Annotated in this window: 18 protein-coding genes; 12 read left to right on the top strand and 6 right to left on the bottom strand. The window is 73.0% G+C overall.

Annotated features, from left to right (window positions below; all coding sequences use genetic code 11):
* The first annotated feature begins 1 nt into the window (after position 1).
* The 3 genes from GGE06_RS08245 to GGE06_RS08235 are packed head-to-tail and all read left to right on the top strand — an operon-like array spanning position 2 to position 4,230.
* Entirely contained in the window at positions 2-1,723 is a 1,722-nt protein-coding gene (locus tag GGE06_RS08245) for a hypothetical protein (protein ID WP_116157150.1), read from the top strand.
* A 17-nt stretch (positions 1,724-1,740) separates the two neighbouring features.
* Complete coding sequence (locus GGE06_RS08240; protein WP_246532378.1) at positions 1,741-2,811, top strand: WD40 repeat domain-containing protein; 1,071 nt, start codon at positions 1,741-1,743, stop codon at positions 2,809-2,811.
* A gap of 36 nt (positions 2,812-2,847) precedes the next feature.
* The gene (locus tag GGE06_RS08235) at positions 2,848-4,230 is read left to right on the top strand and encodes an Ig-like domain-containing protein (RefSeq protein WP_184930404.1); all 1,383 of its coding nucleotides are present in this window, start codon (positions 2,848-2,850) and stop codon (positions 4,228-4,230) included.
* Here the strand turns inward: GGE06_RS08235 and GGE06_RS08230 are convergent.
* Positions 4,197-4,523, bottom strand: coding sequence for a hypothetical protein (locus GGE06_RS08230; RefSeq protein ID WP_184930403.1), 327 nt, complete (start codon positions 4,521-4,523; stop codon positions 4,197-4,199). The genes GGE06_RS08235 and GGE06_RS08230 overlap by 34 nt on opposite strands.
* The gene (locus GGE06_RS08225; protein ID WP_184930402.1) at positions 4,510-5,724 is read right to left on the bottom strand and encodes a neprosin family prolyl endopeptidase; all 1,215 of its coding nucleotides are present in this window, start codon (positions 5,722-5,724) and stop codon (positions 4,510-4,512) included. The genes GGE06_RS08230 and GGE06_RS08225 overlap by 14 nt, the downstream gene beginning before the upstream one ends.
* A gap of 403 nt (positions 5,725-6,127) precedes the next feature.
* Between GGE06_RS08225 and GGE06_RS08220 the strand changes: the two genes are divergently transcribed.
* Positions 6,128-7,360: an MFS transporter gene (locus tag GGE06_RS08220; RefSeq protein WP_184930401.1), complete on the top strand. Its 1,233-nt coding sequence runs from the start codon at positions 6,128-6,130 to the stop codon at positions 7,358-7,360.
* Here GGE06_RS08220 and GGE06_RS08215 read toward each other — a convergent pair.
* The 3 genes from GGE06_RS08215 to zapE form a co-directional block, all read right to left on the bottom strand.
* A complete protein-coding gene (locus GGE06_RS08215) occupies positions 7,357-8,721 on the bottom strand; it encodes a M1 family metallopeptidase (RefSeq protein ID WP_116157156.1) in 1,365 nt (454 codons plus the stop codon). The genes GGE06_RS08220 and GGE06_RS08215 overlap by 4 nt on opposite strands.
* 44 nt (positions 8,722-8,765) lie before the next feature.
* Complete coding sequence (locus tag GGE06_RS08210) at positions 8,766-12,674, bottom strand: Pls/PosA family non-ribosomal peptide synthetase (RefSeq protein ID WP_184930400.1); 3,909 nt, start codon at positions 12,672-12,674, stop codon at positions 8,766-8,768.
* A gap of 244 nt (positions 12,675-12,918) precedes the next feature.
* Entirely contained in the window at positions 12,919-14,010 is a 1,092-nt protein-coding gene (gene zapE / locus GGE06_RS08205; RefSeq protein WP_184930399.1) for a cell division protein ZapE, read from the bottom strand.
* Positions 14,011-14,376: 366 nt separating this feature from the next.
* Here zapE and GGE06_RS08200 point away from each other — a divergent pair, with 366 nt between their 5' ends.
* Complete coding sequence (locus GGE06_RS08200; RefSeq protein ID WP_184930398.1) at positions 14,377-14,979, top strand: hypothetical protein; 603 nt, start codon at positions 14,377-14,379, stop codon at positions 14,977-14,979.
* 64 nt (positions 14,980-15,043) lie between these two features.
* Here GGE06_RS08200 and GGE06_RS08195 read toward each other — a convergent pair whose 3' ends face one another.
* Positions 15,044-15,619, bottom strand: coding sequence for a TetR/AcrR family transcriptional regulator (locus GGE06_RS08195; RefSeq protein ID WP_116157160.1), 576 nt, complete (start codon positions 15,617-15,619; stop codon positions 15,044-15,046).
* A gap of 128 nt (positions 15,620-15,747) precedes the next feature.
* Between GGE06_RS08195 and GGE06_RS08190 the strand changes: the two genes are divergently transcribed.
* The 7 genes from GGE06_RS08190 (at position 15,748) to GGE06_RS08160 (ending at position 23,939) form a co-directional block, all read left to right on the top strand.
* Positions 15,748-16,593 (top strand): SDR family NAD(P)-dependent oxidoreductase, encoded by an 846-nt coding sequence (locus GGE06_RS08190; protein ID WP_184930397.1) that lies wholly within the window; start codon positions 15,748-15,750, stop codon positions 16,591-16,593.
* A gap of 313 nt (positions 16,594-16,906) precedes the next feature.
* Positions 16,907-17,674 carry a GntR family transcriptional regulator gene (locus GGE06_RS08185; RefSeq protein WP_184930396.1) on the top strand — a complete coding sequence of 256 codons (768 nt, stop codon included), beginning with the start codon at positions 16,907-16,909 and terminating at the stop codon, positions 17,672-17,674.
* Between the two features lie 112 nt (positions 17,675-17,786).
* Positions 17,787-18,014, top strand: coding sequence for a 4Fe-4S dicluster domain-containing protein (locus tag GGE06_RS08180; protein WP_116157163.1), 228 nt, complete (start codon positions 17,787-17,789; stop codon positions 18,012-18,014).
* Between the two features lie 14 nt (positions 18,015-18,028).
* Positions 18,029-19,375, top strand: a complete 1,347-nt coding sequence (locus GGE06_RS08175; RefSeq protein ID WP_116157164.1) for an ABC transporter substrate-binding protein — start codon at positions 18,029-18,031, stop codon at positions 19,373-19,375.
* On the top strand, positions 19,372-20,313 hold the full coding sequence (locus GGE06_RS08170; RefSeq protein WP_312883058.1) for an ABC transporter permease: 942 nt from the start codon (positions 19,372-19,374) through the stop codon (positions 20,311-20,313). Before GGE06_RS08175 ends, GGE06_RS08170 begins: the two co-directional genes overlap by 4 nt.
* Entirely contained in the window at positions 20,310-21,050 is a 741-nt protein-coding gene (locus GGE06_RS08165; protein ID WP_116157165.1) for an ABC transporter ATP-binding protein, read from the top strand. The genes GGE06_RS08170 and GGE06_RS08165 overlap by 4 nt, the downstream gene beginning before the upstream one ends.
* 108 nt (positions 21,051-21,158) lie before the next feature.
* A complete protein-coding gene (locus tag GGE06_RS08160; protein WP_184930395.1) occupies positions 21,159-23,939 on the top strand; it encodes a fumarate reductase/succinate dehydrogenase flavoprotein subunit in 2,781 nt (926 codons plus the stop codon).
* Positions 23,940-23,951: the final 12 nt, after the last annotated feature.

Here is a 23,951-nt window from a genome sequence, read left to right as displayed (position 1 = left end):
GGTGTTCGATGTCATGTCCTTCGGCCAGTTCCACCGCGTGGAGCCGGTGGTCAGGCCGAGCGGTACGGGCGGCCGGCTCGACGACGCGCTCGCGGCGCGGGTCGCCGACCCCCTGTTCCTGCTGGCCCGGCAGTGGCAGGTCGCCGAGTTCGCGGGCGAGGACGGCGGCTCGCCCGTCTGGTGCACCCTCAGCACCGAGAGCACCCCGCTCGGTTCCTTCCGTCCGTCCGCCGACGGCACGGCGGTGCCCCTGCCGAAGGGCGTGCCGCTGGAGTTCCTGGCGGAGGCCGGGGCGGCACCGGGAGAGGGCGCGCGTCAGCTCACGCTGCGCGCCGCGGCCCGGGCCGGCGGAAGGTTCCTCGCCACCCTCCGTACCGTGAACCTGCCCGACGGCGTCCTGGACGACATCGACGAGGCGGTCCTCGCGAAGGCGCCGCTGCCCGGACCCGGAAGCGATCCGGAGCAGGACCCGCTGCGCCGCGACCCGGCCGGGCGTGCCCTGCGCGAGGTCCTCGCGGGCCGGGCCCCCGACGGGGCCGCGCTCGCCGGCCATCTCGCCGACGGCTGGCGGCCGCCGGGACTCACCGGCCCCCAGCGGACCGCGTTCGACAAGGCGGCCGACCTCTGGCTGGCCTGGTTCCGGGAGCAGTACCAGCCGCCGGTGACGTCGAGTTGGGCGCGGGAGCGTCTGGAGCACCGCTTCGCGGTCACCGCCGCACCCGGCGGCCGGACGGTGACGCTGACCGCTCCCGAGTACACCGGCGGCGCCGCCGACACGTACCACTTCGAGCTCGACACCGGCGGCGGCGCGCTGCCCGCGCCGGCCGGCGGCACACCGGTGGGAGTGCTGCCCACCCGGGTCACGTATCCCGGCATGCCGGCCGAACGCTGGTGGGAGTTCGAGGACGCCACCGTCAATCTGCCCCGCATCGACGCGGGCGTCACGGACCTGGCCCGGCTCCTCGTCGTCGAGTTCGCGAACGTCTACGGAAACGACCACTGGATCGTCCCGGTGGAGCTGGCCACGAGCGCGCTGCACCGGATCGCCTCGCTCACGGTCGTCGACACCTTCGAGGAGACGACCGTGATCGAGCCGGCCGACGACGACCACTGGTCGGTGTTCCGGCTGACGGACGCCGCGACCGGCGCGCCGGCTCCTCCCCTGCTGCCGCTGCTGCCGACGGCCTCGGCCCGCCTCGAAGGCGCCCCCGTCGAGGAGGTCCTGTTCGCCCGCGACGAGATGGCCAACCTGGGCTTCGCGATCGAGCGGATCGTGCAGAGCGCCACCGGCAGACCGCGCGTCCGGGCCGACGAACCGCCGGACGACGAACCGCAGGTCCCGCCGGCCGACCCGGCGGCGCTCGCCTACCGCCTCCTGACGCCGGTCCCGCCGCACTGGATCCCCCTGGTGCCGGTGCCGCTGAAGGAGGACTCGGCGGCCATCTGTCTGCGCCGCGGCCAGATCCCCCGGTTCCGCGCGGACGGCACCCGGCTCCCGCAGGTCAAGGCGGCGGGCCGGGTCCTCGAACCGGAGGTGAAGCGGGTGTTCTTCCGCGACGAGGAGGTCCCGCGCTCGGGAGTGACCGTCAGCCGCGTGCCGGTCGTGGCGCGCGGCGAGGACGGCCGGATCTACCAGTGGGTGGGCCGCCGTGTCCGGGCCGGCCGGGGCGAGGCGTCCAGCGCCCTCGCGTTCGACGGGGCCGTACCGCCGAAGGGGTCGTGATGGACGCGGGAGCGAGGATGAACGCGTACGCCCGGACGGGCATGCCGGACGAGGGGATCGGGCCCGGCGCGCGCGGCGACCGCCTGAGGCCAGGATCCACCGCCGTGAGGAGCACGAACCGCGCGGTGGGCGAGATCACCACTCCTACGGAGTTGATGGTCCTCCGCCTGACGTCGGACGATGCCGAGATCGTCGGTGTGGACTACATCGGGTACGTCCGCCGCTGGGACAGACTGCTCGGGCAACCGCTGTCCGACCCGGTCCAGGTACATGCACGGACCGTCTTCGCGATGGTGCTCACACCCGACGACCGCGAGATCGTCATCGGCGGCGGCGACGGTGTGCTGCGCCGCTGGGACCGGGTGGACGGCACCCCGCTGGGCGAGCCCCTCATCGGCCATCGGCTCCGGGTCCGCGGCCTCGCCGTCACCCGTGACGGGCGGGAGCTCGTCTCCGCCTCGCAGGACGGCACGGTACGCCGCTGGGACCGGGCGGCCGGCTCCCCGCTCGGCGAACCCCTGCGGGGGCACGCGGGAACGGTACGGGCGGTCGCCCTCGGCGCCGACGAGGACGTCATCGTCACGGCCGGGCAGGACGGCACCGTACGGCGCTGGAACCGGTCGGCCGGCACCCCGATCGGCGAGCCGCTCCTCGGCCACAGCGGTCCGATCCAGGCGCTCGCGGCCGCTCCCGACGGGCGGATCGTCGCCTCCGGTGGCAGGGACGGCACGGTACGCCGCTGGGACCTCGGCTCGGGCCGGCCGGTGGGACCCCCGCTCGTCCTCGACTCGCCCGTGTGGTCGGTGCTGCTCACGAGCGACGGAGAGATCGCGGCGGGCAGCGCCCACGGCCTCCTGCACCGCTGGGACCGCACGGGACAGCGCATCGGTGCGGCCGTCGCGGCGCACACCTGGGGCGTGCCGTCCCTCGCGGTCACGCGGGACGAGTCCGAACTCGTCACCTGCGGCTGGGACCGCAGGATCCGCCGCTGGGCGCGCGTCACGGGGGAGCCCACCCGGTCGGCCCGGAAGGAGACCCGGATCGAGCTCGTACCGCGTCTGGAGATCACCGGCACGACACCGTTCTGACCCCCTCCCCGCACCGACGACCGATCGGGAGAGCCGATGCCGGCCATCACCATCGACACCTCACAGCTCACGTTTCCCCTTGTCGCCGTCGTCGACGCCGGATACGAGGCCGCGGACGGATCCGCACCCGGGTACGCGGACGGGGCCGGGTACGCGGCGCCTTCCGGGCATCCGGCCGCATCCGCGTACGGCGCCCGGCCCGGGACACGGTTCCTCGACGGGGCGGCCGACCCGCCGCCCGAGGTCGTGCTCCCGCCGCGTACGGGCTACCGCCTGCGGCTCGCCGACGGCGCCACGGCCGCCGTCACCTTCGACGTGCGCGAGGACGGCACGCTCGACTTCGCTCCGGAGTTCGACGCCTTCCTCGGCGGCCGCGGCGGACGGCGGCTGACCGTGCGCGGCGTCCTCGTCGCCGTCGACGCCCGGGCTCTCGACCATCCGCTCGTCCCGGACCTGCCGGAGGCGGAACCCCTGGCACCGGACCGGGTCCACCAGCTCGATCTGCTGCCCGCCTCCGGTTACCGGCTGCGGGTCGCGGCCGGCACCGCCGACGGCGGCCTCGGCTTCTCCGTGTCGCCGGACGGCCGTGTCCGGCCCGCCCCGGAGGCGGCGGGCTTCGCCGAAGCCTCCGGGCACACGCTGACGGTCCACGGGCACACGATCACCGTCGACGGCCGCGCGCTCTCCCACGGCCTGCTGCCCGTCGGCGCGCCTGTCGCCGGCACCGGCTTCCTGTCCCGTGCCTCGACGCACCGGCTCACGCTGCTGCCGGCCTCCGGGTACCTCCTCCAGGCGGGTCCCGGGGTGACCGCCGACCTCGCGTACACCGTCCGGTCCGACGGCACCGTCGACTACGAGGAGTCCTGCGACACGTTCCTGACCGGACGCGGCACGGACACGCTGGTCGTGGGCGGGTTTCCGGTGGTGCTCTCGACGGTCCGGGCGGACAGCGACCTCGTCGGTGTCACGGCCCTGGACTCCCCGCCCCAGACCCCCCGCGAGCTGACGGCCGTCCTCGCCCCGGCGACGGGCTACCTCGCGCGGACCGCGCACGGCCTGTGCAGCGCGTTCGGGATCGACCGCGACGGCGCCTTCGCCATCGATCCGTCGGCCGCCCGCTCCTTCGCCACCCGGCCGGCCCTGGCCACCGGGTCGCACACGACGTTGACGGTACGGGTCGCGCCGACGGTCCCGGGCGGTCGCCCGCCGCGCGGTGCCGTCACCTTCAGCACGGACGGCCGGGTGCTCGGCACGGTCCCCCTGGACGAGGTGGGCATGGCGACGCTGCGGACCGCCGACCTGCCGGCGGACGGGGCCGGGATCGACGTCACGTACGAGGGCGACGACGACCACGGTCCGTGCGGCGTGACCGTTCCCTCCGGGTCTCAGGGGGACGGGGGTGGCGAAGCCGCCCCGTGAGCCGGCGGCTCCTCCGGATTCCGGGTGGCCGGGGAGTCGGTGACGACCCGTTTGCCGTCCAGCGTGTAGTCGCGGCGACGGCGCCGGGGCACGTACCCCTCGGGGCAGAGCCGCACGCCCCGCCCCGGCGGGGGGTGCTGGTCCTGCGGGGGCGGATAGGGCGGCGGCTCCGCCGCCCCGCCCGCCTTCTCGATCCGGACGCACTCGACGTCCGGATCGACCTCGGAGGGGATGACCTCGGGCCGGTCGTCCTCGGGCCGGTCGTCCTCGGCCGGGAGGTCACTCGACTCCACCCGGGCCTCCCCAGTAGAAGTTCGAGCCCCAGGTCGTCGTCCCGGAGAAGTCGGTCGCGATCCTGTAGGCGTTCGGGTTGGTCTCGTGGGGGTAGCCCTGCATGTTGACCATCGTTCCGGAGGGGTCGGACTGATAGGCCAGGTTGCGCATGTAGGCCGCACGGCTCCAGCCCTCGAACGGGAAGTGGCCGCTGCCCATCCAGGTGGCCGTCGGCCCCGGGTGGCCGATCTCGTCGACGACCTCGCCGCCCCAGTCGACGGACTGCGCCTGGTTGAGCAGTCCGGCGGCGTTGAACAGGCTTGCGGGGTAGTACCCCATCCATTCGTTGCCTATCCGGATCCACCAGTTGCCGTTGAAGAGCGTGACCTTGATGGCGAGTTCGTACTGGTCTCCCCCGTAGACGCTCTCCGCGAGGCGGACGGTCGGGTAGACCGAGGTCGACACCTGCTGCCAGCCGGCCACGTCGGTGTTGTAGCCGCCGATGTTCGCGCCGCTGGCCGTGTAGTTGTTGGTCGTGTAGAAGATGAACAGGTGCGGGTACCAGTCCCCGTAGAGGTCCTTGTAGGTCTGCGCGCCCACTTCGACGGTCTGCCCGTCGGTCGTGCCGGGCACGAAGCTGCCCCGCACCACCCACTCCTGCCCGAGGGAGAACTCGTCCGACCACTGGACGTAGGGCCGCCAGGTGTTGATGACGCCTTCCGTGCCGTAGTTCGTGACCTGCTGGGCGGCGTGCGCGTACTTGTGGGGGGAGACGGCCGGGGGCGCGATGCCGGGATCGTCGGGCGGGGTCATGACCTTCGCCCGTGTCCCCTTGGCGAGGTAGTCCTGGAGCGTGCCGGCGGCGGTGATGCTGTCCAGCTGCTTGCGCACCAGGGGGACCGTGCCGGGAGGGCCCGTCTGGGCGCTGCCGGCGGCCGCCTCGAAGGGCTGGGCCGACGCGGGACGGTCGCTGGTGCCGGGGCGTTCCGGGTACTCGAGATCGGGTGGCTCGGCATCGGCCTCGCTGGGGACCCAGTCGAGGTCCTCTCCGTACGGGGTGGTGGTGCGGGCGACGACGTCGCGTCGCGCGTACAGGTCCTTGAAGTACTGCCGGATCTCGTCGAGCCGTTCTGCGGCCTCGCGTTCGATGTCCCGGCCCGCTCGCGGTGGCGGCGCCGACTGCGGCGCCTCCGGGTTGCGTTCGACCCTGCCCGCTTCCATGGTTGCCTCCTTCAGGCCTTCCGGAGCGACGGCCCGTCAGGGGCCGACACCGAACTCGACGTACCGGGGCTCGACGTGGTCGAGAATCGTGGCGCCGTCGAGCCCCGGGGGACGGCGGGGCCGGGCTGCGGGTGTTCGGACAACAGGTTCGCCACCTGATGGTCCGGAGACAGGGGGTTCGTACGCGTCACCGGTCATGGGAAACCTCTTGGCGTCGGATGCGGGCGACGATGTCGCGGCCGCACAGCCCCGCTATCTCCCATCCTGCCCCCACACGGGGGTCGGCGCAGCTCGACGGCAAGGACCCGGTCGTCGGTGTCGGGAATCCGCCAGAGGACGGCGCCCGTTCCTGCTGGACTGGTGGACGCCTTCTGCAGGTGACGCCCAACTCAGGACGGGATTCATGTCCACAACGACCACCACTTCTGTCCCCTCTCCGGCACCGTCGGAGCGCCCGGACTCGACTTCCTGGCTGGCTGTGATCTCGGTGATGCTGGGAATCTTTTCGATCGTCACCACGGAAATCCTGCCGATCGGGCTGCTGACCTCGATCGGTTCGAGTTTCACCGTCTCGGACGGAATGGCCGGTCTCATGATGACCATGCCGGGATTCCTGGCCGCGGTCGCGGCACCCTTGGTCACGGCGGCCACGGGGCGCGTCGACCGGCGGGTCATGCTGGGTGCGTTCGTCCTCTTGCTGGCGCTGGCCGATTTCCTGGCCGCTGCGGCGTCGAACTACTGGCTGGTCCTGGTCTCCCGCGTCATGGTGGGGATCACCATCGGCGGCTTCTGGTCCATCGGTGCCGGGCTCGCCGGCCGGCTGGTGCCTGCGCGATCCGTGGGCCGCGCGACCTCGGTGATCTTCTCCGCGGTACCGCTCGGCTCCGTACTCGGGGTACCACTGGGCACTTTCATCGGTGACGCCGCCGGCTGGCGGACCGCGTTCCTCGTCATGGGCGGCTTCACGCTCGCCGTCCTCGCCCTGCTGCTCCTGGTCGTCCCGCCGCTCCCCTCCGACCGGGCGACCCGCCTCGACGCCCTCGGCGGCATGTTCCGGAGGGTCGACACCCGCTTCGCCCTGGCGATGACCTTCCTGGTCGTGCTCGCCCACTTCGGCACGTACACCTACGTCACCCCCTTCCTGGAGCAGGTGACCCAGGTGGGTCCGGGGCTCATCACGGTCTGTCTGCTCGTCTACGGAGCAGCCGGAATCGCCGGCAACTTCCTCGGTGGATCGACTGCGGGGCGCCATCCGCGGGCCGCTTTCGCCGCGGCCGCCGCGTTGATCGCCGGTGCGACCCTGCTCCTCCCGGTCCTCGGCCGGTCGGCGGTGGGAGCGGTGGCACTGCTGATCGTCTGGGGCGTCGGCTACGGAGCCGTGCCGGTCTGCTCGCAGACCTGGTTCGCCAAGGCCGCACCCGACTCCCCCGAGGCGTCCTCCGTCCTCTTCACCGCCTCCTTCCAGGCCACCATCTCCATCGGGGCCCTGGTCGGAGGGGCCGTCCTCGACCGGTCCTCGCCCTCGACGGTCATGGTGCTGGGCGGTTCGGCGGCCGTCCTGTCGGTACTGGTGGCTGGGGCCCACCGGGCAGGGAGGCCCCTTGGAGCGATCGGCCGCCGACCGGGGAGGGACTAGGGCATCCCGCCCGTCCCGCCCGGAACGACATCGCGCGGCGGGGCGGGCAGCGGGGGAAGGGAGGGCTGATGGAGCCAGGACGTGAGCAGGGTATCCAGCGGCTCGGCCGCGTAGCGGGCCACGTGGGCGGCGAAGCTCGCGGTGGTCACCACGCCGTGGCGGTGCACGCCGGCCCAGTCGCGCAGCATGCGGAAGAACGCCCCGTCACCCAGCGCGCAGCGGATCGCGTGCACCGCGAGGCCCCCGCGTTGGTAGAGGCGGTCGTCGAACATCAGCTTGCGGCCGGGGTCGGCGAGGACCAGGTCCTGCGGCTGCGAGGCCAGCAACCGGTGTGCGGCGAGGGCCAGTTCATGTGCGGTGCGACCGCCGGACCGCTCGGACCAGAGCCATTCGGCGTACTTCGCGAAGCCCTCGTTCAGCCAGATGTGCCGCCAGTCGGCGATGGTCACGCTGTTGCCGAACCACTGGTGGGCGAGCTCATGGGCGATGAGCCGCTCCGAACCCCGCACGCCGTCCACGTGGTTGGTGCCGAAGAGGGACAGCCCCTGGGCCTCCACCGGCACGTCCAGCTCCTCGTCGGCGACGACGACCGCGTACTCGCCCAGGGGGTAGGGGCCGAACAGTTCCTCGAAGAGCCGCATCATCGCGGGCTGCCGGGCGAAGTCCCGGGAGAAGTTCGGCAGCAGGTGCGCCGGTACGTGGGCGCTCTGCGGAACACCGCCGAGTCCGGGGTCGCCGAGCAGCACGGTCTGGTACATGCCGATGGACAGGCCGACCAGATAGCTGGAGGTCGGGGCGGTCTGCTCGTACACCCAGGTGGTCGTGGAGGACTTGGTCGTCCGTGTCAGCAGCCGGCCGCCGGCCACCACCGCGTACGCGGAAGGGGTGTTGACCGAGAGCAGGTAGGAGGCCTTGTCCGCGGGACGGTCGTTGCACGGGTACCAGGAAGGCGCGCCGACCGGCTGGCTCGCGACGAGCGCGCCGTCCGTCAGTTCCTCCCAGCCGAGGCCGCCCCAGGGGCTGCGTACCGGCTTGGGGTTGCCCGACCAGTGCACCTCCACGGTGAAGGCGGCGCCGGCGGGGAGGGGCTTGGCCGGGCGGATGCGCAGTTTGCCGCCCCGGTGGCTGTAGTGGGGCGCCCGGCCGTTCACCTGGACCCGGCCGACCTTGAAATCGGCCAGGTCGAGGGCGAAGTCGGTGAGCTGCGCCCGGCCGGCGATCGCGCTGAGCCGCGCCGTCCCGGCCAGCCGGTTGGGGCCGGGACGGTAGTCCAGGGCGATCTCGTACCGGTGCACGCGGTATCGGGGGTCGCCGCTGGCCGGAAAGTACGGGTCCGACGCCGTTGTCCTCTGGCCGCTCACTGCCGCTTCCGCTCCCTGCGCTGTGCTCGTACGCCGTAGCCCCTTCAGGACCGCCACGCCTCGATCGGATTGCCCAGCCAGCGGGTGTCGGCGGGGACGGATTCCCCGGCCATCACGAGCGAGGCCGGTCCCAGTGTGCTGCGGGCCCCGACCGTGCTTCCGGGCAGGACGATTCCGTTCGGACCCAGGGTGGCGCCCTCGCGAAGGATCACAGTATCCGTCCTCAAGATCCGGTCGTGGAAGAGGTGCGTCTGCAACACACAGCCGCGGTTCACGGTGGCGGCGTCGCCCAGTGCCACGAGGTCCGTCTCGGGAAGCCAGTAGCTCTCGCACCACACGCCCCGGCCGATCCGGGCCCCCAGACCACGCATCCACAGGGTGAGGAGCGCGGTCCCCGGCACCGATCCGGCGAGCCAGGGCACGGCCAGGACCTCGACGAACGTGTCGGACAGTTCGTTGCGCCACACGAAGCCGCTCCACAGCGGGTGCTGCCCCGTCCGGTGCCGGCCCACCAGCAGCCATTTCGCGGCCACGGAGACCACCGCGGCGGTCGCCCCGGCGGCGAGCAGGACCGCTCCGGACAGCAGCGCGGCCCCCGCCACCCCCACTCCGCCGGTCGCGGTCAGGGCGCACAGCGCGGCCACGGTCAGGACGGCGAGCGCGGCCGAGCAGAACACCGGGACGAGCCGGCACAGCTCCACCAGGCCGCGGGCCCACAGCAGGTGCTTGGGCGGGTCGTAGGTGCGGCTCCGGTCCGCGTCGGCCGCGGACCGCGGCAGCTTGACCGGCGGCAGGCCGAGGTAGGAGCTGCCCTTCTTGGCCTTCTTCGGGGTGGCCGACAGGACACCGACCAGCCCGTCGTCGGGCACGCTGCGGCCCGGCGCGGTCATTCCGGAGTTGCCGAGGAACGCCCGGCGGCCGATCTCGGAATGTCCGATGCGGACCCACCCTCCGCCCAGTTCGTACGGAGCGGTCAGGGTGTCGTCGGCGAGGAACGCGCCGTCGCCCACGGTCGTCAGGCTCGGGAGCGCGAGCACCGTGGACACCTCGGCGCCCCGGCCGATCCGCATGCCGAGCAGCCGGAGCCACACGGGGGTGATCAGCCCGGCGTACAGCGGGAACAGGGTCTCCCGGGAGAGGTCCATCAGCTGGGTGACGGTCCAGGCCTGCCAGCCGACCCGGCTGTGCGTCGGATGGGTCCCGGTCCGCAGCCCGAGGCTGAGCAGACGCACCGAGACGAGCAGCAGCAGCGCGTACGCGAACCCGAAGGCGAGCGCTCCGGGCACCACGGCCGTCAGCGCGCCGCGCAGGGCCTCGGCGAGCCCGGCGTCGGCGGGTACGGACAGACTGACGACGAGCAGCGCCGGCAGGGCGGCGAGCACCGGCAGGGCCGTGAGCCAGAGGCCGCTCGCTCCGTACAGGGCGCGCCAGCGGACGGCACGCGGCGGGCGCTCCTTGGGCCAGTTCCGCTTGGCCTTGCCGAGCTTGACGGCGGGTACTCCGGCCCAGCGCTGGCCGGTCGGGATCGGCCCGGTCACGGCGGAGCCGGGGGCCACCTCGGCCCGCTTGCCGACCCTCGCGCCCGGGAAGAGCACGCTGCGGGTGCCGACGACGGCGCCCGCGCCGACCTTGACCGGGCCGATCTCCAGCCGGTCCCCGTCCAGCCAGTGCCCGGAGAGGTCCACCTCGGACTCCACGGCGCAGCCGCGTCCGAGCTTGAGCATGCCGGTCACGGGGGGCAGGGAGTGCAGGTCGACCTCCGGGCCGATCTTGGCTCCGAGGGCCCGTGCGTAGCGTTCGAGCCAGGTCCCGGTGAGGGAGGTCGCGCCGACGAGGTCGGCCAGTCGTTCGGCCGTCCACAGGCGCAGGTGCACGCTTCCGCCGCGCGGGTAGTGGCCGGGCCCGACCCCGCGCAGCAGGAGGCGGGCGCCACCGGCCGCGAGGGCCAGCCGGCCCGGTGGGCTGTAGAGCAGGGCGGCGCCGGCGGCGACGAGCCACCAGGAGGCGGTGGGCACCCAGGGGTAGGGCCCGAACCGGTGGAGGACGTTGCCCAGGGCGAGGAGCGCCACCGTCCAGCGCAGTCCGACCAGGGTGAACAGCGGGAGCAGGAGCAGCGTCTGGACCACCTGGGACCGGAGCGGGACGGGGGCGACGGTCCGGGCCTCGCCGCCGTCCTGCACGGACCGCTCCAGGTGGCGGGCGAGCTTGCGCAGGGTGGGCTGCTGGTAGACGTCGACGACGGCCGCGCTCGGGTAGCGGGCGCGGAGCCGGGTGGTGAGCTGGGCGGCGGCGAGGCTGCCGCCGCCGATCGCGAAGAAGTCGTCGCCGGCTCCGGTGACGGGCACGCCCAGGGTCTCGCTCCACTGCTCGGCGAGCCAGGCCTCGGTGCCGTAGAGCCGTTCGGCGGGGCGGGCGGTCTCGAGTTCGGGCAGTGGCCAGGGCAGCGCGTTCCGGTCGACCTTGCCGGAGGTGCGGGTCGGCAGTTCGGCGACCGGCGCGAGGAGCGGCACGAGGGCCGCGGGCAGTTCGGCGCGGAGCCGCTCGACGGCCGCGGCGTGGTCCCATCCCTCCTGGGTGACGACGTAGCCGACGAGGAGCTCGTTGCCGCCGCGCGCGGTGCGGACCGCGGCGGCCGCTCCGGCGACGCCGGGCAGGGCCTGGAGTGCGGCGTCCACCTCGCCCAGTTCGATGCGGCGCCCGCCGAGCTTGATCTGCTCGTCGCCGCGGCCGAGGAAGACGAGCCCCTCCGGCTCCGCGCGGACGAGGTCGCCGCTGCGGTAGGCGCGCTGCCAGCCGAGGGAGGCGAGCGGGGCGTACTTCTCGGCGTCCTTCGCGGGGTCGAGGTAGCGGGCCAGGCCCACGCCGCCGATCACGAGCTCGCCGCTGCCGCCCATGGGCACCGGCTCGCCGGACTCGTCGGCCACGGCCAGTTCCCATCCGTTCAGCGGGAGACCGATGCGGATCGGTTCCTCACCGGTCAGGAGCGAGGCGCAGGCGACGACGGTGGCCTCGGTGGGGCCGTACGTGTTCCAGACCTCGCGGCCCTCGGTCACCAGGCGCTGGGCCAGTTCGGGCGGGCAGGCCTCCCCGCCGAAGATCAGCAGCCGGACCTCGCCCAGGTCCGCGGGGTCCCAGAGCGCGGCCAGGGTCGGCACGGTGGAGACCACGGTGATCTCCTGTTCCACCAGCCAGGGACCGAGGTCGGCGCCGCTGCGCACCTGGGAGCGCGGGACGGGCACGAGGCAGGCGCCGTGGCGCCAGGCCAGCCACATCTCCTCGCAGGAGGCGTCGAACGCGACCGACAGTCCGGCCATGACCCGGTCGCCGGGTCCGATCGGTTCCTCGGCGAGGAAGAGCGCGGCCTCGGCGTCCACGAAGGCGGCGGCGCTGCGGTGGCCGACGGCGACGCCCTTGGGCACTCCGGTGGAGCCGGAGGTGAAGATGACCCAGGCGTCGTGCTCGGGCCCGGGGCGGGCGGCGGGGGCGTGGCCGGGCTCGGGGGCCGCGGTGACCTCGACGGATCGTCCGGCGCCGAGCACGGCGCGTACCCCGGCTTCGCCGAAGACCAGTTCGGCCCGCTCGTCCGGGTCCTCGGCGTCGACCGGCACGTAGGCGGCGCCTGCGGCGAGCACGGCGAGGACGGCCACGTACAGGTCGTTGGTCCCGGAGGGCACGCGCACTCCGACGCGGTCGCCGAGTCCGACGCCGGCCGCGGCGAGGGTGCGCCGCAGCCGCTCGACCTCGGCGGCCAGCTCACGGTATGTCAGCTGGGCGGAGCCGTCGTCGAGCGCGGGTTCGTCGGGGTGGGCCAGGACGGTCGCGTCGAGGATGTCGACGAGCGTACGGGGCGGGGCGGCGGGCCCGGCGGAGAACCGGGCCGCTTTCCCTGAGTCCTCGTACGTCTCCCCGTCGTCGAGCAGAGTGAGTTCACCGCGCTCAGGTGTGGCTGACATCGGCCCTCGCGTCTCGTGCCCGGAAGCGTCCGGGTCGCCGGTGGAGCCCGGGTCTGCCCAGGTTGTTCCGATCCGGCGCCAAACAGCCCGTCAGTCTAGTGCGCCCGACCGGGATTTCCTTGTCGAATCCCTTGCGCGTTGCCGAGGAAATCCGATATGGGGCGGCTGACGGTGAGACCGGGACGGAGCACTGTCACGGGGACAGTGCGTCGGAGGCCTCCCGGATATCGCCGAAGGGGACGGTTCAGGGTGAGGTGCGAGCCCGGTTCGTCCGCTGAAGCATGGCGAGGCGGCTGGCTGTGCGGTCCAGGTCGCGGGTGAGGGCCTGGTCGGCGGGGAGGGCGGTCAGGGGGTCGGCGCCGATGAGGACGAGCCGTATGTCACGGTCGCAGGCGACGTCGACGAGGTTCGCGAACCGCTGCCGTCCGTCCGCGGAGGCCTCGGCCAGCGGAGGCACACCGTCCAGCACCAGGGTGGGGAACCGTTCGGCGAGGGCCAGGTAGTCGGGCACCCCCGTAGCGGCCTCGCACAGGGCGTCGAAGGCGAACCAGACCACGTCACCGCGCACCGCACGGGCCGGCAGCTCCCGCAGGTGGGCCTGGACGGGGGTGGCCTCCGCGGGCTCCGGGGCGGTGAGGCCGAGCGCCTCCAGGCCGGTGCCGCCCGGGGGCAGGCACAGCCCCGTGGCGAACCGGCGCCCGCCGTCCGCCGCCGCGGGTGCCTCGACGCGGCGGAAGTCCACCGGGCCCGTGACGTCGAGGACGTCCATCCGCTCCTCGATGAGCTGGATGGTCGGCTCGAAGAGGTGGTGGTAGAGCGGGTCCGGCATCAGTCCGGCGGGCGGGTAGTTCGAGGTGGTGACCAGGGTGATGCGACGGTCGAGCAGCGTGCGGAAGAGGCGTGCGATCAGCATCGCGTCGCCCGCGTCATGAGCGTGGAACTCATCGAAGACCAGGACCCGGCTGTCGCCGATCAGCTCGTCGAGGGCGCTGTCGACGGCGCTCTGCCCGTCGTGGCGGGTGCCCGGCCTGTTCACCCCGTCGTGCAGCCTGCGGAAGAAGTCGTGGAAGTGCAGGCGGCGTTTGCGTCCCGTGGGCAGCCCTTCGTAGAAGGTGTCCACGAGCCAGGACTTCCCCCGGCCCACCGGGCCCCAGACGTACAGGTCGCGCGGCGGCCGGGGGAAGGTCCAGGCCGGACGGGCGAGTTCGGCCGCCATGCGGGCCAGCCGCTCGACGGCGGCCTCCTGCGCGGGGGCGACCGAGAAGCCGCGTCGCGCGGCGGCCTCGTGGAAATGGCGGCGCATGGCCTGGGCGTGCTGGGGCACCGGTCGGTTCATCCGTTCGTACGTCGGGGTTCGGTCATGGTGGCGGAAGAGGGATCAGGCGCCGGGTCCGGGGGCCGTCTCCGACTCCCACAGTGCCGCCGGGTCCCCTCCCGTCTCCGCGGCGGGGCCGTCCGACGGCAGCACGAACTCCACGCTCTGATCCCCCTGTTCGGCCCCCGAGAACAATCATGATCACATCAGAGACCGCCACGCGGACAGCCCTTTCCCCTGACGGCGTGATGCCGGTGACGTCGGTGTCCGAGCAGGGGGAGGCAGGGAGATGCAGCTCCCGACCCTGACCGCGACTGCGGGGGTACCCGGGGGTGCCTCAGGGCTGTCCCCGATGTGTGCCGTGTGGCCCGCGAGCATGATCGTTCCATGACGAACACGACGCGCCAGTGGGCCGGTTTCACCATCGCTCCGCTGTGCATGACGGCCTACGGAGTCATCCGGCTCACCGATGCCACCCACGGCCCCGGCATCTCCTGGAGTCTCGGGCATCTCGCGCTGCTGGCATCCGTGTCGGCCTTCGTGCCGGTGATGTGGCGCCTGAGACGGTGGGCGACGGCGGGGCGCGGGCAGGCCGCAGGCCTGTTCGCCGGTTTCGCGGCCGCCGCAGGGCTGCTCGGGGCGGCCGCGGCGACCGCGCAGACGGTGATCGACCTGGCGGTGGGCTTCCTGTGCGCGGACCGGGAGGCCATGGACATCATGTTCGACGAGGTCCGGAGCCACCCGGGCGTCACGCCTGCCATCTACACGATCGGCCCGCTGCTCTTCTACGTGGGCCTGACCCTGCTCATGGTTCAGCTGGCGGCGATCCGGCGCATAGCGGTCTGGCGGCCGCTCCTGGTGGTCGCGGGCATCGCCGTCACGGCGATGAGCCTGGACTTCCTGCCCCTGGGCGGCCTGTTGCTGCTGCTCGCCCTCGCACCCCTTGAGCGACAGCGGCGGCTTGCCCCACCGGACGTGGTCCAGGACTAGCCTGACAGCGCCCGCGGCACGGCGGGTGCGGGGCGTGGACGGGGCCGCCGGCGAGCGGTGGCGGCTACTCGTCCGTCCCGTATCGCAGTCCGTCGAGGATCAGGTCGAGCAGGCGACCGGAGCGTTCGCGCTGGGCGGGTGAGCTGGTGATCAGCGCGACACCGGCGAGGCTCAGGCCGACGTCGAAGGCGTCGACGTCCGAGCGGAGGACGCCCGCCTCGGCTCCGGCGCGCAGGAGCGAGTCGATCGCCGCACCGAGCTTGTCGAGGGTCTCGGCGAAGGGGTCCGCACCGGACGCGACCGCGGCACGCAGCGCGTCCGCCATGCCCTCCTTGGCGGCCAGGTAGTCGATGAACCCGTCCATCCACTGGCGTAGCGCCCGGTCCGGCGGGAGGTCGGCCAGCAATTCGGCGGCGCTGTCGCAGACGCGGGCCAGCTCGTTGCGATAGGCCGCCTCGACCAGCGCCTCGCGGGTGGGGAAGTGGCGGTAGAGCGTGGCGGAGCCGACCCCGGCGGCCTTGGCGATCGCGTCGATCGGCACGTCCGCGCCCTTCTCGGCGAACGCACGCACGGCCGCTTCGAGGATGCGCTCCCGGTTGCGGCGGGCGTCCGCGCGCAACACGCTCGGTTGCGTGGTCAAGGCTGCTCCCTTCGTCAGGATCCAGTCTATCTGGACAACCGGGGAATCCCCCGGTTAGCCTCTCGATTAAATGGGGAGTTCCCCGGTTACTGGCCGGCGCTCCGTTCAGACAGGCAAGGAGACCCTTGATGGCCAGCGAAAAAACCGTTCTGATCACAGGCACCTCGTCCGGCATCGGCCTCGCCACCGCCGTGGCCGCCGCCCAGGCCGGCTGGACCACCATCGCCACCATGCGCGACACCGGAAAGGCCGAGGCCCTGCTCAAGGCCGCAGCCGAGCACGCGGTCGCCGACCGCGTCCAGGTCAAGCGCCTGGACGTCGCCGACGCCGACAGCATCACCGCGTGCCTCGACGAGGTGATCGCCGAGCACGGCCGCCTCGACGCGCTGGTCAACAACGCCGGGGCCGCCCGGGTCGGCACCATCGAGCAGATGAGCCTCGCCGACGTCCGCGCCACCATGGAGGTCAACTTCTTCGGCGTCGTCTCCGCCACCCGCGCCGCCCTGCCCCACCTGCGCGCCTCTCGGGGCCGGGTGATCACCGTCACCAGTGTGGGCGGAGCCGTCGGCCAGCCCTTCAACGAGGCGTACTGCGCGGCCAAGTTCGCGGTCGAGGGCTTCATGCAGTCGCTCGCCCCCGTGGCCGACACCGTCGGCGTCGACGTCACCGTGGTCGAACCGGGCGCGGTGGCCAGCGAGTTCGTCTCCAACCTCGGTCTGGACGTCCCCGCCCTGCTGGCCGCGGCCGGACCCTACGCCCCGGCCCTCCAGGCGTACATCGCCCGCACCCAGAAGTCCTTCGGGAACGCCCAGACGCCGTTCGAGGCCGCGGCCCCGATCATCGAGGCCCTGGCCGCGGAACACCCCCCGTTCCGCGTCCAGACCTCCGACTGGGCCCGCGAGTTCGTCGGCACCACGCTCACCGACCTCGACGGCTCCGCCGTCCAGACCCTCACCCGCGCCTGGCTCCGCTGAAGCACTCCACGTCGACCGGCCGGGACATCGCTGCGCGCGACGCACGCGGCGGGCCCGGCCGCCCGTCGGGGAGCCGGGCCCGCGGCCCTCACGGTGAGATCACGTTCCCGCTGATGACGGCCGGCGGCTGAACGCACCCGCGCGCGAACCGGCCGCATCGTGGGTGGCCGGTGGTCCACGTGGTGGACGCCGATGTGGCGGATCTTGCCGCATCGGCGGAGAAATAGCAGGTCAGGGCGGTTCGTACGAGACGTCAGGTGGCGCAATACTGCGGCAACACCATCGGCGGCACTCCACGAGTACGTTCCCTGCCATGCCAGCCGAACCCACCCCCGCAGCCCGCCCGGTCGCCGCCGCGCGCCGTCGTCGACTGCGTGCGGACCGGGCCCGACAGCTCGCCGATCTGCTGCGCCACCAGATCCTCGCGGGCGGCTTCCCCCAGCGGGTCCTCCCCCTTGAGGACGTCATCGCCGCGGACTACCGGGCCACCCGCAACACCGTCCGACAGGCCCTGGACCTGCTGCGCGGTGAGCAGCTCGTCGAGCGGCAGCCCGGTGTCGGCACCGTGGTGGTGTGCGAGAAGTACCCGCACGGCCTGGACCGCCTCCAGGGCCTGGCCGAGACCCTGCACGAACACGGCCGGGTCACCAACGAGGTCCGTACCGTCGGCCCGGTCTCCGCCCCGGGCCCGGTGGCGCACCGACTGGGACTGCCCGACCACAGCGATGTGCTCTGTATCGAGCGGCTGCGCCGCCTGAACGGGCTTCCGCTGTCCTTGGACCTGTCCTACCTGCCCATGGACGTGGGCGGTGAACTCCTCGGCTGCGACCTGGAGAACACGGATGTGTTCCGGCTCCTGGAATCGCTCACCGGCGGTCCGCTCGGGCATGCCGAGATCACCCTGGAGGCGGTCACCGCCGACGCGCACTCCGCCGCGGTGCTCCAGGCCCCGCGAGGCGCGGCCGTACTGATGCTGGAGCGGCTCACCTGCCTGCCCGACGGGCGCCCGGTGGACCTGGAGTTCATCCGGTTCCGCGGCGACCGCATCACCATGAGCGGCGTGCTGCGCCGGTCCCTGTGAGGCGGGGAAACCGCCACCCGGCTCCCGGCTCGCACCCCCCTTCATCGCTGGTCTTTCGTCTTTCTGCCTTCCTCATCCCTCGTTGCTTCCCCTTCGGGTCCTGGAGACCGCCATGCCTCTTGTTCCACAGCGCTCGGACGTGCCCGTGACCATCGACGAGTCCAAGTGCATCGACGGCTGCACGCTCTGCGTCGACATGTGTCCGCTCGACTCGCTCGCCATCCGCGAGGACGACGGCAAGGCGTACATGCACGTGGACGAGTGCTGGTACTGCGGCCCGTGCGCGGCGCGCTGTCCCACGGGGGCGGTCACCGTCAACATGCCCTATCTGCTCCGCTGAAAGGCCGGCCTTCCATGCCCAGCAAGAGACTTCCGCTCCTCCCGCTCCTGGCCACCGCGCTGCTTCCCCTCGCCACCGCCTGCGGTGGCACGGCAGGCGCCGACAGCGACGGCGCGAAGAGCGTCACGGTGACCGTCGGCTACCAGTCGAAGACCATCAACACCGTCACCGCCGGCACGCTGCTGCGCTCCCTCGGCTACTTCGAGGAGGAGCTCGCGGCGCGCGGGAGGAAGGACGGCGTCTCGTACAAGGTCGTGTGGCAGGACTACGCCACGGGTGCGCCGATCACCGCCCAGATGACGGCCGGGAAGATCGACATCGGGTCGATGGGCGACTTCCCGCTGCTCATCAACGCCGCCAGGGGCAAGCAGCTGGGTCAGCCGACCCGGCTGGTCTCGGTCACCGGGTACAACCTGCGCGGCGGGCTCAACACCGTCGTGACCGCGCCCGGTTCCTCCCTGAAGTCGCTGGCCGACCTGCGCGGCAAGAAGGTGTCCACCAGCGTCGGCTCGGCCGCCGACGGCACGCTCGTACGGGCGCTGGAGCGGTCCGGTCTCGACCCGCAGACGGACATCCGGAAGCTCAACCAGCAGCCCAGCGTGGGCGCGTCAGCGCTGACCGCCGGCAGTGTCGACGCGCTGTCCCAGTTCGTCGCGTGGCCGGGACTGCTGGCCTTCGAAGGCCGGGCCAAGGCCCTGTACGACGGTGCGGTGCTCGATCTGCCGACCTTCCACGGGGTCACCGTACGGCAGAAGTTCGCCGAACAACGGCCCGGCATCCTCGACGACTTCCTCAAGGCGCAGCGCCGGGCCACCGACCACCTGCGCACCCGGCCCGTCGCCGCGGCCGAATCCGTGGCGAAGGCCACCGGACTGCCCGCCGAGGTGGTCTACCTCTACAACGGCGCGAACGGCATCTCCACCTTCGATCCGCAGCTCCGCCCGGAACTGGTCGCCGCGCTGAAGGAGGACGTGCCGCTGCTGAAGGCGGCCAAGCTGGTCGGCGACGTCGACGTGGACGCCTTCGTCGACCCGGCGCCGCTGAAGCGGGCCGCGTCGAGCCCGGCGTACCCGAAGGCGACCACGGCCAAGCCGGAGCTGTGGCTCAAGGGGCAGGCCACCACCCGTTCCTTCGACAGTCCCGAGGAGCTGCTGAAGGCCGTCAAGGGCGCCGACGTACGGGCCGCCTACGTGCCGGACGCGCTGACCGGCACCCTGTGGTTCGCCGACAAGGCGGTGTGGGTCGCGGACGGCGAACGGCTTCGGGCCTTCGTCACCCCTGCCAATGCGCGGACGTACGTCTCCAGGCATCCCGGAGCCCGGGTCGTGGGCTACGCGGACGCCGTGCGGCTGGCGTCGTGAACGCGGGCCGCCGTCTGGTCCGCGCGGGTTCGCTCGCCGCGGCCCTCCTGCTCTGGCAGCTGCTGACCTCGCTGGACGTCAACCTGTGGCTGCGGTTCGAGCAGTTCCCCACGGTCGTCGAGGTGGCCTCGGCCTTCGCGGACCGGGTCGGCACCACGACGTACTGGCAGGACCTGGGCCACAGCCTGGGCCGGATCACGGTGGGCTTCCTGCTGGCCGCGGTCCTGGGGGTGGCGGCCGGCACGGCCGTCGCCCGCTCCCGGTGGGCCGCCGACCTGCTCGGCCCCCTGGTGGAGGTGGTACGGCCCGTCCCGGCCATCGCCCTGGTCCCGGTCGCCATCCTGCTGCTGCCCACCAACGAGCAGGGCATCGTCTTCATCACGTTCACCGCCGCCTTCTTCCCCGTCCTGGTGTCGACCCGGCACGCGGTCCGTGCGCTCACTCCGGCCTGGGAGGAGGCCGTGCTCACGATGGGCGGCGGTCGGCTGCGGGTGCTGCGCTCGGTGGTGCTGCCGGGCGCCCTCCCGGGCGTCTTCGGCGGGCTGTCGGTGGGCATCGGCGTCGCCTGGATCTGCGTGATCTCCGCGGAGATGATCTCCGGCGAGTACGGGGTCGGCTACCGGACCTGGCAGGACTACACCGTCGTCGACTATCCGGGGGTGTTCGTCGGCATGGCCACCATCGGCGGCCTCGGTTGGCTCACCTCGACCGCGGTGGAGTTCCTCGGCCGTCGCGCGACGTCGTGGCTGCCCCGTCCGACGGCGGGCGGGGCGGCCGGCACCTCGCGCGCGCTGTTCCGCCGGGCCGCACGGGTGACCCGTACGACCCCTGAGTTCCCCGCCCACAGCGACACGGACGCCGACGCGGGCGCCAAGGCCGGCGTCCTCGCCGACGCCGCCGCACCCACCGCCGTTCCCCGGAAGGAGCCGGTTCCATGAGCCCCGCACCCGCGCCCGCCGGCGCCGAACTCACCCTGGACGCCGTGCGGCTCGGCCACCCGGACGGCGCCGCCATACCGGGCACCGTGACGCTGAGCATCCCTCCCGGAGAGCTGCTGGCCGTGGTCGGCCCCTCCGGCTGCGGCAAGTCGACGCTGCTGCGTACCCTCGCGGGACTGCTGCCCCCACGGGAGGGAACGGTCCGCCAGGACGGTCAGCCGATCGACCGGCCCGCCGCCGACCGGGCCCTGGTGTTCCAGCACGACGCGCTGCTGCCCTGGCGGACCGTCCGCGCCAACGTGGAGCTGCCCCTGGCGATCCGACGGGTCCCCCGTGCCGAGCGGCGGCGCTCGGCCGCCGACTGGCTGGACCGGGTCGGCCTCGCGGGCCACGCCCACAAGCTGCCGCACCAGCTGTCCGGCGGCCAGCGCCAACGGGTCCAGCTGGCCCGCGCCCTCGCCGGACGCCCCCGCGCGGTCCTGATGGACGAGCCCTTCGGCGCGCTGGACGCGCACACCCGGGCCGGGATGCAGGACCTGCTGGTCGAGATCCTGCGCGGTACCGGCGCCACCGTCGTCTTCGTCACCCACGACGTGGACGAGGCCCTGCACCTCGGCGACCGGGTCCTCCGACTCGGCTCGGGGCAGGTGATGGGCGTTCCGCATCCCCGTGAGCGCGACGCCCGAACGGCCCCCGGCACCGAGGAAGCACGCCGCCGCATCCTCGAATCCCTCTGAGATCTCCCCCGAACCCCGAACCCCGAGCCTCGGACCCCGAACAAATCCCGAGCCCATCCCAGGCATCCATCCCGACATCCATCCGAGCGTCATCCGAAAGGCACCCCTGTGGACACCCTGGTGGACACCCCTCTCGCCATCCCCTCGCTCGCCGACGCGACCGAACTGTCCTGCGACGTCCTCGTCATCGGCGGCGGCACCGCGGGCACGATGGCCGCGCTGACCGCCGCCGGACGCGGCGCGTCCGTGCTGCTCCTGGAGAAGGCGCACGTCCGCCACTCCGGCGCCCTCGCCATGGGAATGGACGGGGTCAACAACGCGATCATCCCGGGCCGGGCGGAGCCCGACGACTACGTCGCCGAGATCACCCGCGCCAACGACGGCGTCGTCGACCAGTCCACCGTCCGGCAGACCGCGACCCGGGGCTTCGGGATGGTCCAGCGCCTGGAGTCGTACGGGGTGAAGTTCGAGAAGGACGAACACGGCGAGTACGCGGTCCGCCAGGTTCACCGCTCCGGCTCGTACGTGCTGCCGATGCCGGAGGGCAAGGACGTCAAGAAGGTCCTCTACCGGCAGCTGCGGCGGCGGGAGATGCGCGAGCGGATCCGGATCGAGAACCGGGTCATGCCGGTGCGGGTGCTCACGCACCCGGAGGACGGACGGGCGATCGGCGCGGCGGGATTCCACACGCGTACGGGCGACTTCGTGATCGTCCGGGCGGGCGCGGTGATCCTGGCCACCGGCGCGTGCGGCCGACTGGGCCTGCCCGCCTCGGGCTACCTCTACGGCACGTACGAGAACCCGACCAACGCCGGCGACGGCTACGCCATGGCCTACCACGCGGGGGCCGCGCTCACCGGGATCGAGTGCTTCCAGATCAACCCGCTGATCAAGGACTACAACGGGCCGGCGTGCGCGTACGTCGCGAACCCGTTCGGCGGGTACCAGGTGAACCGGCACGGCGAGCGCTTCGTGGAGTCGGACTACTGGTCGGGCCAGATGATGTCGGAGTTCGCGGCCGAACTCGCCTCCGACCGGGGGCCGGTGTATCTCAAGCTCAGCCATCTGCCGGAGGAGACCGTCGGCGCCGTCGAGTCGATCCTGCACACCACGGAACGGCCCACCCGCGGCACGTTCCACGCGAACCGCGGCCATGACTACCGCACCCACGACATCGAGATGCACATCTCGGAGATCGGGCTGTGCGGCGGACACTCCGCCTCCGGGGTGCGGGTGGACGCCCACGCCCGTACGACGGTGCCCCGGCTGTACGCGGCGGGCGACCTGGCATGCGTCCCGCACAACTACATGATCGGCGCGTTCGTCTTCGGCGATCTGGCCGGAGAGGACGCGGCCCAGTACCGCGCGTTCGAGGGCGAGTTGCCCGCGGAGCAGCTGGCCGCCGCCCATCGACTCGTCTACCGGCCGCTGCGCAATCCCGACGGACCGCCGCAGCCGCAGGTCGAGTACAAGCTGCGGCGGTTCGTCAACGACTACGTGGCGCCGCCGAAGACCGGGGCGAAGCTGTCCCTGGCGGTCGAGGCGTTCACCCGGATGTCGAGCGAGATCGACGGCATGGGGGCTCGCACGCCGCACGAGCTGATGCGGTGCGCCGAGGTCTCCTTCATCAGGGACTGCGCGGAGATGGCCGCCCGGGCCTCCCTGGCCAGGACCGAGTCGCGGTGGGGGCTGTACCACGAGCGACTCGACCATCCGGGTCGGGACGACGCGGGCTGGCTGCACCACCTCGACCTGCGCAAGTCCGCCTCGGGAACGATGGAGTTCACCGCGCGGCCCGTCGAGCCGTACGTGGTGCCGGTGCCGGAGTTCGCGCCGGCACCGGGAGCCGAGCGGCTGCTGGGCGAGGTCGCACTGGTGCCGGTGGCCACGGCGGGGCCGCGGGAGGCCGCCCCTGCCGCAGCCACGACTCCGGTCGCCGCCCGCCCGACAGCGCCGCCGACAGCCCCCGAAAACGCCGCAGCCCCCGAAACAGACCCGGCAGAGGTCACCGCGCCCAGCCCGGTCCTGCTCCGCCTCCTCTCCCTCGCCGAGGAGTCCGCCGAGCTGGAGGAGTTCCGTCCGTACCTCGCCGATGCCGATCCGGCGGTGCGGTCGGCCGCCGTGACCGCCCTCGGCGAGACGGCGCCGGCCGGCGCCGGGCCCGTGCTCGCCGCACATCTGCTGGACTCGGCACCCCAGGTCCGGGCCGCCGCCGCGGCGGTGCTGCGCGAGCTGGTCGAAGTGCTGCCGCCCGAAGCCGAGTTGGGCACTGCGCTCAAGGCTGCGTCGGCCGTCGCCGACCCGGCCGTCCGAGCGGCGGCGCTCGACGTAGCGCGCGCCTTGCGGCTGGGCGATGCCGTAACCTACGCGGCCGCGCTGGCCGACGACGACATCGAGGTACGCATCACCGCCGTGCGGGCCCTGGTGTCCGTGGACGCGGTCGCCGAGCTGGCGGTGGCCGCCGCCGACCCGGCCCGCGAGGTGCGGGTAGCGGTGGCCCGCGGTCTCGCGGCCGTGTCCGCCCCGGCCCCGGCGACGCTGGACGGGCTGATGGACGACCCGGACCCCCTCGTCAGGGGCGCCGCACTCGGCGCGCTGGCCGCGACCGGCTGCCCACGGCCGTACGCGGCGCGGGCCACGGCTGCCCTGACCGATCCCGCCTGGCAGGTCAGGGCGGGCGCCGCGAGCGCGCTGCGGGCGGCCCCGGCCGCCGAGGCCGTCACCGCCCTCGCGCGAGCCCTGACCGACCCCAACGCGGATGTCCGCAAGGCCGCGGTCCTCTCGCTCCTGGAGCACCGCACCGACCCCGGGGCCCGGACCGCCCTGGCCACGGCCACCCGCGACCCTGATGCCGACGTCCGCGCCTATGCCTCCCGCACGACCGTGTGACCGCGTGACATC

Origin of the sequence: Streptomyces nymphaeiformis (genome assembly GCF_014203895.1) — a bacterium.
In the GTDB taxonomy this organism is placed as follows: domain Bacteria; phylum Actinomycetota; class Actinomycetes; order Streptomycetales; family Streptomycetaceae; genus Streptomyces; species Streptomyces nymphaeiformis.
The sequence above is the reverse complement of the archived record's forward strand: the minus strand, read 5'-3'. Positions and strand labels throughout refer to the sequence as shown.

What these genes read in the sequence shown, in the direction of transcription:
- GGE06_RS08190 (WP_184930397.1), top strand. Translation starts at nt 15,748, where the DNA reads ATGGCCAGCGAAAAAACCGTTCTGATCACAGGCACCTCGTCCGGCATC.
- GGE06_RS08165 (WP_116157165.1), top strand. Translation starts at nt 20,310, where the DNA reads ATGAGCCCCGCACCCGCGCCCGCCGGCGCCGAACTCACCCTGGACGCC.
- GGE06_RS08235 (WP_184930404.1), top strand. Translation starts at nt 2,848, where the DNA reads ATGCCGGCCATCACCATCGACACCTCACAGCTCACGTTTCCCCTTGTC.
- GGE06_RS08175 (WP_116157164.1), top strand. Translation starts at nt 18,029, where the DNA reads ATGCCCAGCAAGAGACTTCCGCTCCTCCCGCTCCTGGCCACCGCGCTG.
- GGE06_RS08240 (WP_246532378.1), top strand. Translation starts at nt 1,741, where the DNA reads ATGAACGCGTACGCCCGGACGGGCATGCCGGACGAGGGGATCGGGCCC.
- GGE06_RS08200 (WP_184930398.1), top strand. Translation starts at nt 14,377, where the DNA reads ATGACGAACACGACGCGCCAGTGGGCCGGTTTCACCATCGCTCCGCTG.
- GGE06_RS08220 (WP_184930401.1), top strand. Translation starts at nt 6,128, where the DNA reads ATGTCCACAACGACCACCACTTCTGTCCCCTCTCCGGCACCGTCGGAG.
- GGE06_RS08180 (WP_116157163.1), top strand. Translation starts at nt 17,787, where the DNA reads ATGCCTCTTGTTCCACAGCGCTCGGACGTGCCCGTGACCATCGACGAG.
- GGE06_RS08185 (WP_184930396.1), top strand. Translation starts at nt 16,907, where the DNA reads ATGCCAGCCGAACCCACCCCCGCAGCCCGCCCGGTCGCCGCCGCGCGC.
- GGE06_RS08210 (WP_184930400.1), bottom strand. Translation starts at nt 12,674, where the DNA reads ATGTCAGCCACACCTGAGCGCGGTGAACTCACTCTGCTCGACGACGGG.
- zapE (WP_184930399.1), bottom strand. Translation starts at nt 14,010, where the DNA reads ATGAACCGACCGGTGCCCCAGCACGCCCAGGCCATGCGCCGCCATTTC.
- GGE06_RS08225 (WP_184930402.1), bottom strand. Translation starts at nt 5,724, where the DNA reads ATGGAAGCGGGCAGGGTCGAACGCAACCCGGAGGCGCCGCAGTCGGCG.